The following is a 14846-nucleotide window of genomic DNA, read 5'->3' as shown; positions in this document are numbered from 1 at the left end:
AGACTAAGACATATTACCAAGGTGCGTAACCCTTCAGGTATGTTAAATTCGACACCAAAGCATGATAAGGAAGCTATTTAATGGCCCTGCCGGAAACCAGTAAAGGCGTCGCATACGGTTTGTCTGCCTACATTATGTGGGGCTGCTTTCCGTTGTATTTTGCGCTGTTCGACGGTGTGCCAGCCTGGGAAGTGGTGATTCACCGAGTGCTTTGGTCCTGCGTTTTTCTGGCGGTGGTTGTGACCTTCCTGAAGCGCTGGCCACCAGTAAAGGCAGCGTTGGCGCAACCCTCCAGGCTAGGGTATGTGCTTGGCTGTGCCGTGCTTATTGCGGTGAACTGGGGTGTGTACATTTATGCGGTCGAGAGCCGGCAGGTGCTGCAAGCCAGCCTTGGTTACTTTCTTACGCCTCTGGTGAATGTCGGGTTGGGCATGCTGGTGCTGAAGGAGAGTATTTCCCGGCTTCAGATAGTGGCTGTGGTGCTGGCAGCCATCGCGATTCTTTATCAGCTGTTTCTGCTCGGCGTGGTGCCTTGGATAACTCTGGTGCTAGCGTTCAGTTTCGGAACCTACGGCTTGCTCCGCAAGCAAGTGGCACTGGACGGGCTTTCCGGCCTGTTTGTGGAAACCCTTCTGCTTTTGCCGGTTGGCCTCCTTGCGCTTTCGGCACTCAGTTATGCCGGGATGTCTCACCTCGGGGAAAGTACCGCGACCACGCTCTTGCTGCTATCCAGTGGCATAGTGACAGCGGTACCTTTACTCGCCTTTGCCGGTGCGGCTCGCCGACTGCGGCTTTCGACGGTCGGCTTTCTTATGTACATCAACCCATCCATTCAGTTTCTGATTGCGCTGCTGGTGTTCAGCGAGCCGTTGAGCCCGGAAAAATTAATCAGCTTTGTGATGATCTGGATCGCACTGGGAATCTATTCCTGGTCGGCCTGGGCAGGGCGCGGCAAGCCTGCAGCAGCATGATGCCTATTCCATTGTTTCCAGATACTGCTCCAGTTCTTCCGCCAGCCAGCCTACAACGGCGCCGCCCTGAGCCTGTTCGGATTCCAGGGCGCTGAATACCTTCCACCAGCGTGCACTGCGGTGGTGAACAATCTTGAGTTTTTCCTGTTTCAGGGCATCCGCTATCAACGGTAGGGGTAGGTCTGCCCAGCCAGCACCATCAATCACTGCATCCCGGATCAGCTCGTACATGGTAAAGGCCAGGTAGTTGGCGGTTTCCGGCGACTCTGCCTCCAGCCGATCATTCTCCATAAACGCCAGGGTGACTTCGGTAAAACTGATGAGATCGTCCTGGGTGACTCGTTTCAGTTGGCTCAAGGGGTGGTCCGGTGCGGCAACGGTAAGCATGCGCACATCGGCGAGTTCCCGAAACCATTGGTAGCCCTCACTCGCCAGCGCAGGCATAAGTCCGTAGGCCACATCCACAGACTGGTTTTTTACCAGAGGCGGCAATTCCCTGGGGGTGGCCAGGTACACAGAAAGGCTGGTCTGGGGAAAGCGGATCTTGAGCCTGCGTAGCAAATCCCGCCATACCGGTTCTGGAATGGAATCGTCCCGGGCTATTCGCAAAACCGATTCGGCCCCGCTGAGGTGGTGCTGGCAGCGTGCGAAAATTTGCCCGGCGACCTGATCAAATCGGCGGCAGTCAGTCACTATGGCATGGCCGATGGTGGTCAGCTGCAGCTGGTTGCCGCTACGCTCGAAAAGTGCCACGCCAAGTTCGTCTTCCAGTGCCGCCAGGGCCGTGCTCACCGTGGTACGGCTTCGGCTCAGTTCCCGGGCCGCAGCGGCGATGGTGCCGTTGCGAACTACGGCCAGAAACACTCGTATTTGCGATGTTTTCAAAAGAAACCTCCTGCTCCGACGGTTTTTCCGTCGGTCACCGACTCACGCTGTCAGCTATGCAGCGATAATATGCCGGTAATTCACGGGAGATCAAAATGTTTAAGTTTATAGCGCGGGAAAACATGGCGCTGAGTTTGTCTGCGGTAGCCGCTGGCCTGTTTGCTCTGGCCGGTATTACTTGGGGTTTGTGGATTGATTCGCTGGTAATTCTGTTCGACGGCGCCTACTCACTGGTCAGCCTGTTGCTGTCGCTGTTGTCACTTTACGCTGCGCGCATTATTCGCCGCCCGGCCAGTAAGGAATACCCATTTGGCCGTGGCGCGGTTGAGCCGCTAGTGATTGCCATTAAAGGGTTGGTTATAACGCTCGTGTGTGTGCTGTCTTTGGCCTCTGCGGTTGCAGCGGTGCTTGATGGTGGCCGTGCGGTCAGTGCCGACAAGGCGTTGGTGTTTGCCGCTGTGAGTGTTCTTGGATGTGCTGCCGTTTGGGTTTATCTGAAGTGGGCCGAGCGTCGGGAACCTTCCGGGTTGCTTGTGGCCGAGCAGCGGCAATGGTTTATGGATTCTGTTCTCAGTGCCGCAGTGCTGATGGGGTTCGGAATTGCCTGGTGGTTGGAGCAGGGTAGCTTGTCGGCATGGTCGGTGTACGCAGATCCACTGATGATGATCGCAATATCCGCCTATTTCATACTGGTCCCGGTGAAAATGACTGTGGGTGCCGTGCGTGAGTTATTGCTGGCAGCGCCGCCGGCAGAGTTTGTTGAAGAGGTTCATGAAGCCATCAGTTCCGTTGGATTGGCTCCAGAGCAGGTAAAAATGGCGAAAGTTGGCCCCAACCTGATGATGGAAATCAGCCTGCCAGCGAATTGGTCAGGGCGCTCGGATCGCCTCAAGTGGCGGCTTTTAAGGAATCTTTCAGACCTTCCGGTACGCCCGGCGATTTTCATTCGCAGCCTGGTCAGTTAACTTGGGCGGTATGAAACAACCGATCACCGCCTACCACAAAGATGAAGAAGACCACTGGGTTGCCCGACTGGCCTGTGGTCACAATCAGCATGTACGCCACACTCCGCCCTGGGTGAATCGGCCTTGGGTAATCACCGAAGAGGGTCGTGCGTCCATGCTGGGTTTTGAGCTCGATTGCCGCAAGTGCGACGAGGGTGCACCTACAGACTTTGGATAAGCCGGTCGTTAAGTCGTATTCAAGATGTCGCAGTTTTGGTCGATAATAGGTGAACAAGAATTCATTATTAGGATCTGGCCAATGAAGTTTATGAACTCTCTGCGCATTCGCACCCGCTTACTTCTTGCTGTACTAATACCCGTGCTGGCTACCGCAGCCACAGTTTCATGGATTTCCATTAATCAAATTCAAGCTGGTGGTGCGGCCGAGTTAAAGCGGCTTGAGTTAAGCCTCATGGAGTCCCGAAAACAGGGGCTTAAAAACCTCGTTGATGCTGCGAAGACTATAGTGGATGAGGCTAGAAACAACCCCGGGCTGACAGAGCTGCAGGCGAAAAAAACAGCAGCAGACAGGCTTCGAGCCATCCAGTTTGAAAAAAATAACTATGTGTTTGCCTTCAGTCGCTCAGGGCAGGCAATCTCCTATTCGCCAAACCCATCTATCGAGGGAAAAAAAGCTGGCCCCACGTTCCTTAGCGTGTTGTCACAACTCTATAAAGCGCTAGAGTCCGATGGTTATTATGCATATGATTGGTCCAATCCGGCCTCGGGTAATGAAGAACACAAAATTAGTTATGCTGCCGAAGTACCGGAATGGGACTGGCTAATCGCGGCGGGTGTATATGTAACCGATATAGAGCGGCAAGTAGACTCCGCTCGTGTAGAGATTGAAGCAAGTATCGCTCGTACCATATGGTCTGGTATTTTGGTGACTCTGGCCGTTGTGGTTGTCTCATTATTGATCGGCGTATTTGTTGGTCGCACAGTCACGCGGCCCTTGAGAAACGTCAGCGATATAATGCAGGAAATTGCGGACGGTGATGGGGACCTCCGTCAGCGTTTGCCGGATGAAGGCGCTGACGAGCTGGCTGAGCTTGGCCGTCGCTTCAATGCGTTTGTTATCAAAATCCAAACAACCATTAAGGAAGTCGGATCTACCACTGATCAGGTCGCTTCTGCAGCTGAAGAGCTAAGCCGTGTCGCCCTTGAAACCCGATCATCAGTGCAGCAGCAGGGTGCAGAAACCGATCAAATAGCCTCTGCAATCAATGAAATGGCCGCCACCATCCAGCAGATTGCCGGTAATGCGAATGAAGTTGAGGGTGCGGCATCAGACGCTGATCGTATGGCTCGCGATGGCGGTGAAACAATTGCCAATGCACAGGTGGCCGTAACCAAGCTCTCCGAAGAAATTCAGGAAAGTGCTCAGAACATCAATGCTCTTGCTGAAAAATCGGATGATATTCAGCAGGTTCTAGATGTCATTCACGCAGTTACCGAGCAGACTAACCTTCTGGCCTTGAATGCTGCAATAGAAGCTGCCAGAGCAGGCGACCACGGCAGAGGGTTTTCTGTTGTTGCAGATGAGGTGCGTCAGCTGGCGAGGCGAAGCGCAGAATCTGCTGATCAAATACGGGAAATGATTGATGGCTTTGTTAGTGAGTCCTTGTCGGCTGTTGAACGGATGAACCGATCCCAGAGTCACTCAACCGAAACGGTCGAGCGTATCAACCATGCAACCGGTGCCCTGACCACTATCGAAAACTCAATTGGTCAGATTCACGATCAGGTTACACAGATAGCCACAGCCGCAGAGCAACAAAGCCAAGTAGCTGAGGAAATTAACCAGAATGTTGTGCGCATTGTCGAAGCAGCGCAGCGCAGCGATGCAGGCGTTAGCCAAACGAATGAAGCCAGTAGTGAGCTGGCGCGGTTGGGCGAGCGCTTGAGGGGGCTGGTTAGTCAGTTCAAAGTTTGACTGAGGTGGAGAAATTTAAAAGTATGGAGCGTTTTTGGTGCGCTCCCCATGGCGTAGAGATTGAACACGGGCTAGTATTGCGGATGTTCGAACGATAACAATGCAAAAATATAAATGGTGTTAATAATGATGACTCGCCTGTTCAGGATAGTAGCAGTAGCACTGCTAGTTTCTGTTAGTTCACTTGGCGTAGCTGCAGATAACTTCACGCTGCGACTCGCGCAAACCTGGGGTCCCAACTCTCCGATTCTTGGTGAAACTACCGAGAATATGGCCAAGATGGCTGAAGAAATGTCAGGCGGTCGCCTGAAAATCCGTATCGACAGTTCCAACAAGCATAAAGCGCCTTTTGGTATCTTTGATTTGGTGCGCAACGGCCAGTACGACATGGGCCATACAGCGTCTTATTACTATAAGGGCACGATTCCGAACGCCATGTACTTCACTACCGTACCCTTCGGTATGGTTGCTCCGGAAATGTATGCTTGGTTCTACCACGACCAAGGCATGGAGTTGATGCAGAAGGTTTACGAGCCATTCGGTTTATTGTCTTTCCCAGGCGGTAATACCGGTAACCAGATGGGCGGTTGGTTCAACAAAGAAATCAATTCCGTAGCCGATCTCAAAGGCCTGAAAATGCGTACCCCCGGATTTGCGGGCGAGGTTATGGCAGAGCTGGGTGTTGCTGTTACTAACCTGCCTCCCGGCGAGCTCTACACAGCGCTTGAGCGCGGCACGGTGGACGCTGTTGAATGGGTTGGCCCGGCTCTCGACTTCCCCATGGGCTTTCACCAAATCGCAAAATACTACTACTCGGGCTGGCAGGAGCCAGGCGCTGAAGTACAGTTCCTGATTAATGATAAAACATGGAACAAGCTGCCCAAGGATTTGCAGGCGATCTTGCGTATTGCCATGCGGACCGCAGCATACGATATGTACATTCAGACCACGCACGAAAGTGGCGTAGCCTGGGATCGCATGAAGGAAGATTACCCGAATGTGACCCACAAAACCTTCCCACCGGAAGTAATCGACGCGATGCGTGACGCCACCAACAAGTTGCTGGCTCAGGAAGCGGGGAAAGATGATTTGGCAAAGGAGATCATTAATTCCCAGCGCGATTACCTGAAGCAGGTTCGCCAGTGGACCAATATTTCAGATAAGGCCTACCTAAACAGTATTGCTACAGACTGATCTGACGCGTACACCCTGACTACTTCAGTGGTCAGGGTGCTTGCGTTGCGGGACTATTCTCGCATTTTCCTGCCTAAATTCTGCACAGTGCTTTTTATATCACCCACTTTCTGGAAAAATACGCCGCAACAGGGGCTTTTTCAGAGGCTCACTTACTTTATTTTGGGTAGGGTTGATGACTGAAACACTCCTATCGCTGAGCGGTATCAGCAAGCAGTTTGACGACAAAACCGTGTTGGATGAGCTGAGCCTCACTATTGATGATGGCGAGTTCATTACCCTTTTGGGGCCGTCTGGCTGTGGTAAAACCACGCTGCTGCGCATGATGGCTGGTTTTGAGCTTCCGGATCAGGGCACGGTTACGCTTTCCGGTGTCGATATCACTCAAACCCCACCGGAGAAGCGACCTCTTAATACGGTGTTCCAGAACTATGCGCTGTTTCCCCATATGTCGGTTTTCGACAATGTGGCCTATGGCCTAAAAATGGAAAAGCGGCCGAAAGCCGAAATACAGGAGCGAGTTGAAGAAGCCCTCGCCATGGTTCAGTTGGAGGATTTTGCTAAGCGCAAACCCCACCAGCTATCTGGTGGACAGCAGCAACGGGTTGCCATTGCTCGCGCCGTGGTGAAGCGCCCCAAAATGCTGCTATTGGACGAGCCTCTGTCTGCACTGGACTATAAATTGCGCCGTACCATGCAGGTAGAACTCAAACGCCTGCAGCGGGAGCTGGGTATAACCTTCGTATTTGTAACCCACGATCAGGAAGAGGCGCTGTCGATGTCTGATCGTATTGTGGTGCTCAAAGATGGCCGCATACAACAGCTCGGCACGCCCCGCGAAGTATACGAGCGTCCGGCAAATGTGTTTACCGCGCGCTTTGTGGGCCAGACGAATTTTTTCCCCGGGCGCGTGACTAAAATTGAGGGTGAGCGTATCAGCGTGGACGTGTTCGGCCTGAACCGGGATCTGAGCAAGCCTTCATTCCGTGTTGCTCTGAATCAGTCCTTGCACGTTTTGCTACGCCCGGAGGATATTCGGGTGCTTGCGCCGGATGATACCGAGGGCGTCGCAGGCAAGATTGTAGAGCGTAACTACAAAGGCAGTACTCTGGATTCGGTTATTGAGCTGGAAGACGGCAGCCATGTGATGGCCAGTGAATTCTTTGACGAGGACGACCCGGCATTCGACTACAGCATTGGCGAGCGGGTGCGCGTTAGCTGGGTAGATGGTTGGGAATGGTTGTTGGCGGAAGAGGGCGACGAGCCGTTGACCGACGAAGAGGAGCTGGCTGCCGATGATGCTGAGCATTAAGCAGCAGCCGTTCAGGGCGGCTGTTCTGGTGCTGGTGTGGGGGTGGCTTCTGTTCCTCGTGCTGGCGCCCAATATGCTGGTGGTGGGCGCGAGTGTGATGACCCGGAACCCCTCTACCTTTATCTCCTTTCCCTTAAATCTGGACGCTTACCGGCAACTGTTTAATCCGCTGTATTTGGAGGTGTTCCTTCACTCCTTGTATATGGCTGCCATAACCACACTGATTTGCCTGTTGATTGGTTATCCTTTTGCCTGGGCTTTGTCGCGAGTGGACAAGCGCCGACAGATGTTGCTGATCTTCCTGCTGATTGTGCCTTTCTGGACCAACTCGTTGGTACGTACTTACGCTCTGAAATTAATTCTGGCCACAAATGGGCTGCTCAACAGTGCACTTATATCCTTAGGCGTGCTCGATGAGCCAGCGCAGCTTTTGTACACCGAAGGTGCTGTTATTGTGGGTCTGGTGTATCTGCTTCTGCCCTTTATGGTTCTGCCTCTATACTCTGTGTTTGAGGACTTGCGGCAAGATGTTCTGCTTGCCTCTCACGATTTGGGCGCAGGCCGCTTGGCAACGTTTAAAAACATAATTGTACCCTTGACGCTGCCGGGGGTACTGGCGGGGGTTATGCTGGTATTGCTGCCTGCGATGGGGCTATTTTTTGTGCCTGATATTCTGGGTGGTTCACGCAATTTGCTAGTGGGCAACGTGATCAAAAACCAGTTTTTGGATGCCCGCAACTGGCCGTTCGGCGCGGCTGCCAGCATTGTATTGACCCTTACCATGGCATTGTTAATGTTTGCACATCGGCTGAGTAAGCGCCGCTTGGGCGAGGAGGGAGCCTAGTGCGTTGGCTTTCCCGTAGTTATTTGGCGTTGGTGTACTTGCTGCTGTACGTGCCGATTGTGGTGCTGATTGTGTTTTCTTTTAACGATTCGCGCACCGGGTTTAACTGGGGCGGCTTTAGCCTGCGCTGGTACGAATCACTATTCAACAACCACGCCATGGTGCAGGCCATGTGGAACTCGCTTTGGCTGGCGCTGACAGCGGCTACGGTTTCTACTTGTATTGGCGCGCTCACCGCACTGGCTTTGCACCGTTACCGCTTTCGTGGCAAAAAAGTTCTGAACGGCATGCTCTTTGTGGTCATGATGTCGCCTGAAATAGTGTTGGCCATTTCACTGCTCGGCCTGTTCCTGTTGCTCGGCCTGAAGCTTGGGTACGTATCGCTTCTGCTGGCGCACGTAACCTTCTGCTTACCGTTTGTAGTGATTACAGTTATGGCCCGGCTCAGTGGTTTCGATGAACGTTTGCCGGAAGCTGCCCGGGATCTTGGTGCCAGCGATTTCACAATGACTCGCACGGTTCTGATACCCGTTATTATGCCGGCGTTGATGGCTGGCTGGCTGCTCGGCTTCACGCTCTCCATGGACGACGTGGTAGTGAGCACGTTTGTGAGTGGCCCCAGTTACGAAATTCTTCCTCTGCGCATCTACTCCATGGTGCGTGTGGGGCTCAAACCCGAAGTAAATGCACTTGGCACTCTGCTACTGGTGTTCTCACTGGTCATGCTGATGTTGTCGCAATGGATTCTCTCAAGGAGCAAACAATGAAAAAACTCGCACTGGCTGGCCTGTTGGCCTTGAGCCTGACAGGCTGCAGTTCTGACGATCCGCAGGTACTGAACTTGTATAATTGGTCAGAGTACATGCCGCAGGAAGTGCTGACCCGCTTTGAGGAGGAAACCGGCGTTAAGGTGGTATACACAACCTACGACAGTAACGAAGCCATGTATGCCCGGCTGAAACTGCTAGATGAAAGCGCCGCTTACGATCTAGCGGTGCCATCGACCTATTATGTAAGCAAAATGCGTAATGAAGGCCTGCTTTTGCCTATAGATCACAGCAAAATCAGTGGCTTTGACCAGCTCGACCCCGAACTCACCGGCTTGAATATCGATCCTGAAAACCAGTATAGCGTGCCCTATTTGTGGGGAACGACGGGCATTGGCGTCGATACTGCCGATATTGAAGGTGAGCCAGTGACAGCTTGGGAAGATCTTTGGGATGAGCGCTTCAAAGGCCGGGTGAACCTGACCAACGATATGCGCGAAGTGTTTCACATGGGCCTGCGCGTTCTGGGGTACTCAGGCAACAGCACTGACCCGCAACAGATTGAAGAGGCTTATGAAAAGCTGACTGAGTTAATGCCCTCAGTGCGCACCTTTAACTCAGATGCGCCCCGTATGCCGTTCCTTGAGGGAGAGGCTGATGTAGGCATGATCTGGAACGGCGAGGCTGTTATGGGTAAGGGCAGCATGGAGGCGCTGGAGTATGTATATCCGAAAGAGGGCGTTATCGCCTGGTTGGACAGCTTTGTGATTCCCAAGAACGCTAAGAACCCGGAGGCTGCGCACCAGTTCATCAGCTTTGTTCTGCAGCCGGAAATCGCGGCGTTGATCAGCGAAGATATCGGGTACGCTACGCCGGTGTTATCAGCAAGAGAGCTTTTGGGTGATGAAGTCGCCGGGGATCGAGCCAGTTACCCTACGCCAGAAGACATGGTTAACGCTGAGTTTCAGACGGATATTGGTGACGAAGCTTTGCAGGTGTATGCCAAGTACTGGGAAAAACTGAAATCTGGTCTCTGATGCCGGACTCCCGATCTTGAAATGGCAGGGTCGCCCCCCCGACCCTGCTTATCGAACTATTTATTACTTTCAAGTGTCTTTGGTTTATACACGCGGAGGCGTTGGTGTTCTATACTCTTTGGTGTAGTTCCTAACGGCAGGATTCCAGTGTCAATGCCCGCACACTTTTTGAAAATCCTGATTGTCTTGCTTGGCGCTCTTTGTGGGTTTGGATCTTCTGCTGTTGCAGCACCACAGCCCGTGACTGAAGGCTGGGAATACCGCTGGGGAGACTTTCCTTACAAGGGCTCAGGCGTACTAGACTGGTCGGTTGCGCAGCAACCCGAGCAATGGCAGGTTATTGACTTCCCTTCTAATCCGCCCGGCCGCGATGGCCGAGACCAAGTGTGGTACCGGGTAACGCTTCCGGCCGGTGACTGGCAAAATCCTGTTCTATATATTCTCAGCGTCGATCTGATTGTTCAGGTTTGGCTGGATGGTGAAAAGATCTATCAGTACGGCACTTTCGACAAAGAGGGACGTGGCGAATTTGAAGGCTGGCCCTGGCATGAGATTGTGCTGCCGGAGGGTTACGAGAACACACCGTTATATTTCCGAGTGTTTTCTGATTACACGGATATTGGTCTCTGGGGCGAAATCAGTGTGATGGATCACTCCGAGCTTGTTCTTTATGTGCTCAAGAACTCTCTGGAAGCCTTGTTTGTTGCCGGGTTTACGCTACTGGTGGCCTTGCTTGCGCTGATGTTATCGCTGCTTCAGGGAGGCAGAAAAACCTTTTCCAGCATTGCCCTGTTCGCACTGGCTTCCTCGGTTATGCTTCTTGCCGAAAGTCAGGCTAGCCTGCTCGTTGTTCCTGCTCCTCTGCTTTGGGATTATTTGGCCGCTGGAAGCTACTATCTCCTGCCCGTAGCGCTGTGGCTTATGTTTGAACAATGGCTGGCGGATCAGCGGCTCCGGGCGATTGGCTGGGTTTGGCAACTACATCTCGTTTATGCGGTTGGTGCGATCAGCTTGGCTTTGGCAGGTGTTATAGACCTGTCGTCTACTTTCCCTCCTTTTGATGCTTTGTTCCTGCTATCTCTATGTTTGATGACACTCATTACAGTGCCCCATATTCGGACAATGACCAGAGAACAACAGGTTCTTGTGCTGGCGTCTGGTGTTTTTAGTGCGCTTTTGGTTGTTGATATGGCTGTGGCCCACGGGGTTCTACCTTGGGGGCAGGTGCCCGTGAGCTATGGTTTGCTGGTTTTTACCTTGGCCGTTGTGATCATTTCGCTAAGATATTATGCGATGACTCAGAGAGCCTTACATGAATTGACGGTGACACTAGAGCAACAGGTGGCCGAGCGAACTGCAAAGGCAGAAACACTTTTGCAGCGAGAACAGGCAAGGGCCAGCTTGTTGGCATTCGAAAATGAGAAAAGCCGAGTGTTTGCATCGGTTATTGCGGAACTGCAGACCTGTGTGAGCCTCGATCAGGCATTTCAGCTGCTCACTGAAGCTATGCCTCGCCTCTGTGATCCCATTAAAGGCATGATATATCGACGAACGGACAGCGGCCGTTACGAGCGACTTGCTCAATGGGGGTACGATGGTGTGCCTCCTAAGCTGGAATCAGAGCTGGCGACCCTCGACAGGTTCCCAGCTCCGGTTCGGCAACTGGCCAGTACTGTTGAAGAAGCGGAAGCGGCCTGCAAAACCTGTCAGGGGTTGGTGTGTTTCTCCATCAATGTAGAGTTTGTGAACCACGAAACGACGCAGGAAAGCTTATTACTTCTGGAAGCCGATAGCATCAACAATTCCGCGAGCACGGACGATGGCGCAGCAAGGCTCATATCCTCAATCAAGTTGGTAGCGGAGCGTATTGGAGTCACGCTCTCGGGCATTTCACTCAGGGAGAATTTGCAGCGATTCTCCTATGAAGATGCGTTAACGGGGCTAAACAATCGTCGATATTTCGACCAACTATTTGAACACGAGTCCTCCGTGGCTTTGCGCAAGAATTCGCCTCTGTCACTGTTGTTATTGGATATCGATTACTTTAAACGTTTTAACGACGCTCATGGTCATGAGGCCGGTGACGCGGCACTGCAAACCTTTGCTTCGCTTTTAGAGTCTCGTTTTCGTGGTAGCGATATTGTTTGCCGCTATGGTGGCGAAGAATTTGTGGTGATTCTGCCTGCTTCCGATTTGGCAGGTGCCAAAGAACGCGCTGAACAGCTGCGTGAGGCCGTACGAAATGAGCCGGTTGTCTATGAAGGGCAAAATCTGGGCTGTCTCACCATTTCCGTTGGTGTTGCTTCGTGGCCGGGCAGCACAGATAAACCTAGGCAACTGTTGCGGCTTGCAGACCAAATGCTTTACCGAGCGAAAACAGGCGGGCGAGATAGCGTTGAAGTGTTCTCTGAACTCTAGCCGACCTGCGCAGGGCTAAGCCAGCTAGAAACACACGACCTAGACCACCAATACAGGACATTTGGCGTGCGCGGCAACACGATGCGAAACACTGCCGAGGAACATACCGTCTTTGTCGCTGTGAGTGCCTCGAGTGCCCAAAACAATCAAGTCAGCTTCCTTATCCTGAGCAAATTTAATTATAACCTTCGAGGGACGTCCGGCTTTAACAAAGCCGCGAACGTTAGTCGCTCCATGCTCCTTGGCCATATCCTTGGCATGATTAACGACTTCTTTAGCGTACTCTGAAAGTACCTTATCTGGGATGTCCATATCATCGGGCCTACCGATAGACAGCGAAGCTTCAAACAGGCTGTGGTGCTTATAAACACAGAGAATAAAAATCTCTGCCTGCGGTAGAAGCTTCTGCAGCTCTATAGCCTTGTCCAACGCTCCAAGTGAAGTTTTGGAGCCGTCCACCGCTACCAGTATCCGTTTGAACATGGTTCTCTCCTTAAAAGTCCAGACCCGGTTGCGCGTTAGTCGGCAAACGCAATGTCACGCAAGAAAAGGGCAATCTGAGGAAACGCAATAATCAGACCGGCTGCAGCGATCAGCATGAAGATAAACGGTGGCGTACCCCGAATAACTTCCATATATGGCCGCTTAAAAATTGCAATGGCTGTGAAAATGTCGCAGCCGAAGGGCGGCGTTGCGGATCCAATCGCAACCTGCAGGGTAATAAGTACCCCCACCAGTACCGGGTCTAGTCCTGTTGCCTGAATGGCAGGAGCAAAAATTGGTGTTAGTACCAGAATGACGACAATAGGGTCAACAAACATACAGGCAACGAAGAAGGCAATGCAGATAGCGATAAGTACGCCTATTGGACCAGCTTCGTTTACACCAACAGATTCAAGAATAGCTTGGGGGATCTGGGCAAAGGAGATAATCCAGGAGAAACCGTTGCCCACAGCCACAAGGATAAATACCACAGCGGTAATCAGTCCAGTAGACTTGGCTATCTTGTAAACCTCACCAAGTTTCAGCGAGCGAAATACAACGAATTCCAGTAAGAAGGCATACAGCACGCAAACAGCTGCTGCTTCAGTTGGGCTAAAAATACCGCCATAGATACCGCCGACAATAATGACTGGAAAGAACAGTGGCCAGCTTGCATCTCGAATTGAGACTGCGCGCTCACGCCAGGTTGCCTTGGGTTCTGTGGGTACATTGTTTTTATAAGCGTAAAACAGGCAGTAGAGTGAGAACATAAACAGGATCAAGATACCTGGGCCAACACCTGCAATGAACAATTCCGCAATGGAAGTTTGCGAGATAACCCCGTAAATAATCATGCCGATACTGGGGGGAATCAGGAAGGCAATGTCACTGGAGTTGATGATAAGCGCCAGTGTAAAGGAGTCGGAATAACCGGCCTTGAGCATTTTAGGGCGCAAGGGCGAGCCAACGGCCACTACTGTTGCCTGAGTGGAGCCCGAAACTGCACCGAAGAGCGTGCAGGAGGTTGCGGTGCTGATAGCCAGCCCGCCTTTTATATGGCCGATAAAGGCCATAACCATATTAATGAGCCGGTCTGCAGATTGGCCGCGGGTCATGATGTCTGCGGCAAGGATGAACATGGGTACTGCAATGAGTGAGGCTGGTCGAATCCCACCCATCATCTGCTGAATGAAGGTGCCCATCTGGCCAAAGCCATCGAACATCATTACAAAGCCAACGACTGCGGCGGTCGTTAGCGGGATCATCATCGGGAAGCCAAGCAGCAGCAGCCCGATCATGATGAGCATTAATATAGTCGCCATAGGTATGCCCTTTTTTTATCGTTTCCGGAGTTAAACCGGATCAGACTTCCGATTCTGAATCTGCGTAACCATCGATAACACCGGTCGAGAGATAAACATCTTCACTGGTGAAGTTCTTAACAGCGGTAAGGAGGTATTGAATACCGGTCACTGCGAAACCCACGGGAACCCAGATATAAATCCACCAGATTTCAAACCCCAGTGCAGGCAAAATACGGCCCCGACTGTACAGTGTTTCTATGTAACCGTACGAGTGGTAGCAGAGGAAGAACATCACCGCTGACGTGAACAGGGCAATAAAAATCATAAGCACTTTGCGGCCCTTGGTTGGAAGCGCGTCGTAAACGGCAGACATACGTATGTGCCTTCCGTAGCGAGCGGCGTAGCCAATGCCGGCAAAGGTAACCAGAATAATCAGAATACGGTTTATCTCACCGGAGAAGAAGAACCCCTCTCCAAATACAAAACGCGCAACAACGTTAACGCAGGTGTTGATAGCCATGAGGATGATACCGGCAGCCAAAATCACGGCCTCGGCATTGGCAATCCACCCGTCTATGGTTCCCAGAAACCCGGGCAGACCGGACTCAAAAGTACCGGTGTCGTCTTCTAACTCCGGGATGTTTTCGGACATGGGTTCTGCTCCAGATCATGTCGCTCCCGACCGGACATT

The 14846-nt window shown here is 52.2% G+C and carries 14 protein-coding genes; 10 read left to right on the top strand and 4 right to left on the bottom strand.

Going from position 1 to position 14846, the window contains the following annotated elements:
• Positions 1-80 precede the first annotated feature (80 nt).
• Positions 81-971 carry an EamA family transporter RarD gene (rarD, locus tag MWU62_RS01050; protein WP_247113014.1) on the top strand — a complete coding sequence of 297 codons (891 nt, stop codon included), beginning with the start codon at positions 81-83 and terminating at the stop codon, positions 969-971.
• Between the two features lie 3 nt (positions 972-974).
• Here rarD and MWU62_RS01045 read toward each other — a convergent pair whose 3' ends face one another.
• Complete coding sequence (locus MWU62_RS01045; protein ID WP_247113013.1) at positions 975-1856, bottom strand: LysR family transcriptional regulator; 882 nt, start codon at positions 1854-1856, stop codon at positions 975-977.
• Positions 1857-1951: 95 nt separating this feature from the next.
• Between MWU62_RS01045 and MWU62_RS01040 the strand changes: the two genes are divergently transcribed.
• From MWU62_RS01040 to MWU62_RS01000, 9 genes are all read left to right on the top strand, one after another.
• Positions 1952-2821, top strand: coding sequence for a cation diffusion facilitator family transporter (locus tag MWU62_RS01040; RefSeq protein WP_247113012.1), 870 nt, complete (start codon positions 1952-1954; stop codon positions 2819-2821).
• A gap of 10 nt (positions 2822-2831) precedes the next feature.
• Positions 2832-3038 carry a DUF3565 domain-containing protein gene (locus tag MWU62_RS01035; RefSeq protein WP_247113011.1) on the top strand — a complete coding sequence of 69 codons (207 nt, stop codon included), beginning with the start codon at positions 2832-2834 and terminating at the stop codon, positions 3036-3038.
• A gap of 81 nt (positions 3039-3119) precedes the next feature.
• The gene (locus MWU62_RS01030; RefSeq protein WP_247113010.1) at positions 3120-4796 is read left to right on the top strand and encodes a methyl-accepting chemotaxis protein; all 1677 of its coding nucleotides are present in this window, start codon (positions 3120-3122) and stop codon (positions 4794-4796) included.
• A 129-nt stretch (positions 4797-4925) separates the two neighbouring features.
• Positions 4926-5990, top strand: a complete 1065-nt coding sequence (locus tag MWU62_RS01025; protein WP_247113289.1) for a TRAP transporter substrate-binding protein — start codon at positions 4926-4928, stop codon at positions 5988-5990.
• A 175-nt stretch (positions 5991-6165) separates the two neighbouring features.
• On the top strand, positions 6166-7302 hold the full coding sequence (gene potA, locus MWU62_RS01020) for a spermidine/putrescine ABC transporter ATP-binding protein PotA (protein WP_247113009.1): 1137 nt from the start codon (positions 6166-6168) through the stop codon (positions 7300-7302).
• Entirely contained in the window at positions 7286-8146 is an 861-nt protein-coding gene (potB, locus tag MWU62_RS01015; protein ID WP_247113008.1) for a spermidine/putrescine ABC transporter permease PotB, read from the top strand. The genes potA and potB overlap by 17 nt, the downstream gene beginning before the upstream one ends.
• The gene (potC, locus tag MWU62_RS01010) at positions 8146-8913 is read left to right on the top strand and encodes a spermidine/putrescine ABC transporter permease PotC (protein ID WP_247113007.1); all 768 of its coding nucleotides are present in this window, start codon (positions 8146-8148) and stop codon (positions 8911-8913) included. Before potB ends, potC begins: the two co-directional genes overlap by 1 nt.
• On the top strand, positions 8910-9950 hold the full coding sequence (locus MWU62_RS01005) for an extracellular solute-binding protein (protein WP_247113006.1): 1041 nt from the start codon (positions 8910-8912) through the stop codon (positions 9948-9950). The genes potC and MWU62_RS01005 overlap by 4 nt, the downstream gene beginning before the upstream one ends.
• A gap of 153 nt (positions 9951-10103) precedes the next feature.
• The gene (locus MWU62_RS01000; protein WP_247113005.1) at positions 10104-12368 is read left to right on the top strand and encodes a GGDEF domain-containing protein; all 2265 of its coding nucleotides are present in this window, start codon (positions 10104-10106) and stop codon (positions 12366-12368) included.
• Between the two features lie 39 nt (positions 12369-12407).
• Here the strand turns inward: MWU62_RS01000 and MWU62_RS00995 are convergent, their stop codons facing one another.
• Genes MWU62_RS00995 through MWU62_RS00985 form a run of 3 tightly spaced genes read right to left on the bottom strand, consistent with a single transcriptional unit; the run spans position 12408 to position 14807 of the window.
• Positions 12408-12851, bottom strand: a complete 444-nt coding sequence (locus tag MWU62_RS00995) for a universal stress protein (RefSeq protein WP_247113004.1) — start codon at positions 12849-12851, stop codon at positions 12408-12410.
• A 35-nt stretch (positions 12852-12886) separates the two neighbouring features.
• Positions 12887-14173, bottom strand: a complete 1287-nt coding sequence (locus MWU62_RS00990) for a TRAP transporter large permease (protein ID WP_247113003.1) — start codon at positions 14171-14173, stop codon at positions 12887-12889.
• A 40-nt stretch (positions 14174-14213) separates the two neighbouring features.
• Positions 14214-14807, bottom strand: coding sequence for a TRAP transporter small permease (locus MWU62_RS00985; RefSeq protein ID WP_247113002.1), 594 nt, complete (start codon positions 14805-14807; stop codon positions 14214-14216).
• Between the last annotated feature and the right edge of the window lie 39 nt (positions 14808-14846).

Origin of the sequence: Marinobacter sp. S6332, from assembly GCF_023016045.1 — a bacterium.
GTDB lineage: Bacteria > Pseudomonadota > Gammaproteobacteria > Pseudomonadales > Oleiphilaceae > Marinobacter.
Note: the sequence above shows the minus strand (reverse complement) of the source record. Positions and strands in the feature narration are given on the sequence as shown.

Bases quoted from the DNA above. Each gene is read 5' to 3' on its own strand.
- rarD (WP_247113014.1), top strand. From the start codon at position 81: ATGGCCCTGCCGGAAACCAGTAAAGGCGTCGCATACGGTTTGTCTGCC.
- MWU62_RS01040 (WP_247113012.1), top strand. From the start codon at position 1,952: ATGTTTAAGTTTATAGCGCGGGAAAACATGGCGCTGAGTTTGTCTGCG.
- MWU62_RS01035 (WP_247113011.1), top strand. From the start codon at position 2,832: ATGAAACAACCGATCACCGCCTACCACAAAGATGAAGAAGACCACTGG.
- MWU62_RS01030 (WP_247113010.1), top strand. From the start codon at position 3,120: ATGAAGTTTATGAACTCTCTGCGCATTCGCACCCGCTTACTTCTTGCT.
- MWU62_RS01025 (WP_247113289.1), top strand. From the start codon at position 4,926: ATGACTCGCCTGTTCAGGATAGTAGCAGTAGCACTGCTAGTTTCTGTT.
- potA (WP_247113009.1), top strand. From the start codon at position 6,166: ATGACTGAAACACTCCTATCGCTGAGCGGTATCAGCAAGCAGTTTGAC.
- potB (WP_247113008.1), top strand. From the start codon at position 7,286: ATGATGCTGAGCATTAAGCAGCAGCCGTTCAGGGCGGCTGTTCTGGTG.
- MWU62_RS01005 (WP_247113006.1), top strand. From the start codon at position 8,910: ATGAAAAAACTCGCACTGGCTGGCCTGTTGGCCTTGAGCCTGACAGGC.
- MWU62_RS01000 (WP_247113005.1), top strand. From the start codon at position 10,104: ATGCCCGCACACTTTTTGAAAATCCTGATTGTCTTGCTTGGCGCTCTT.
- MWU62_RS00995 (WP_247113004.1), bottom strand. From the start codon at position 12,851: ATGTTCAAACGGATACTGGTAGCGGTGGACGGCTCCAAAACTTCACTT.
- MWU62_RS00990 (WP_247113003.1), bottom strand. From the start codon at position 14,173: ATGGCGACTATATTAATGCTCATCATGATCGGGCTGCTGCTGCTTGGC.
- MWU62_RS00985 (WP_247113002.1), bottom strand. From the start codon at position 14,807: ATGTCCGAAAACATCCCGGAGTTAGAAGACGACACCGGTACTTTTGAG.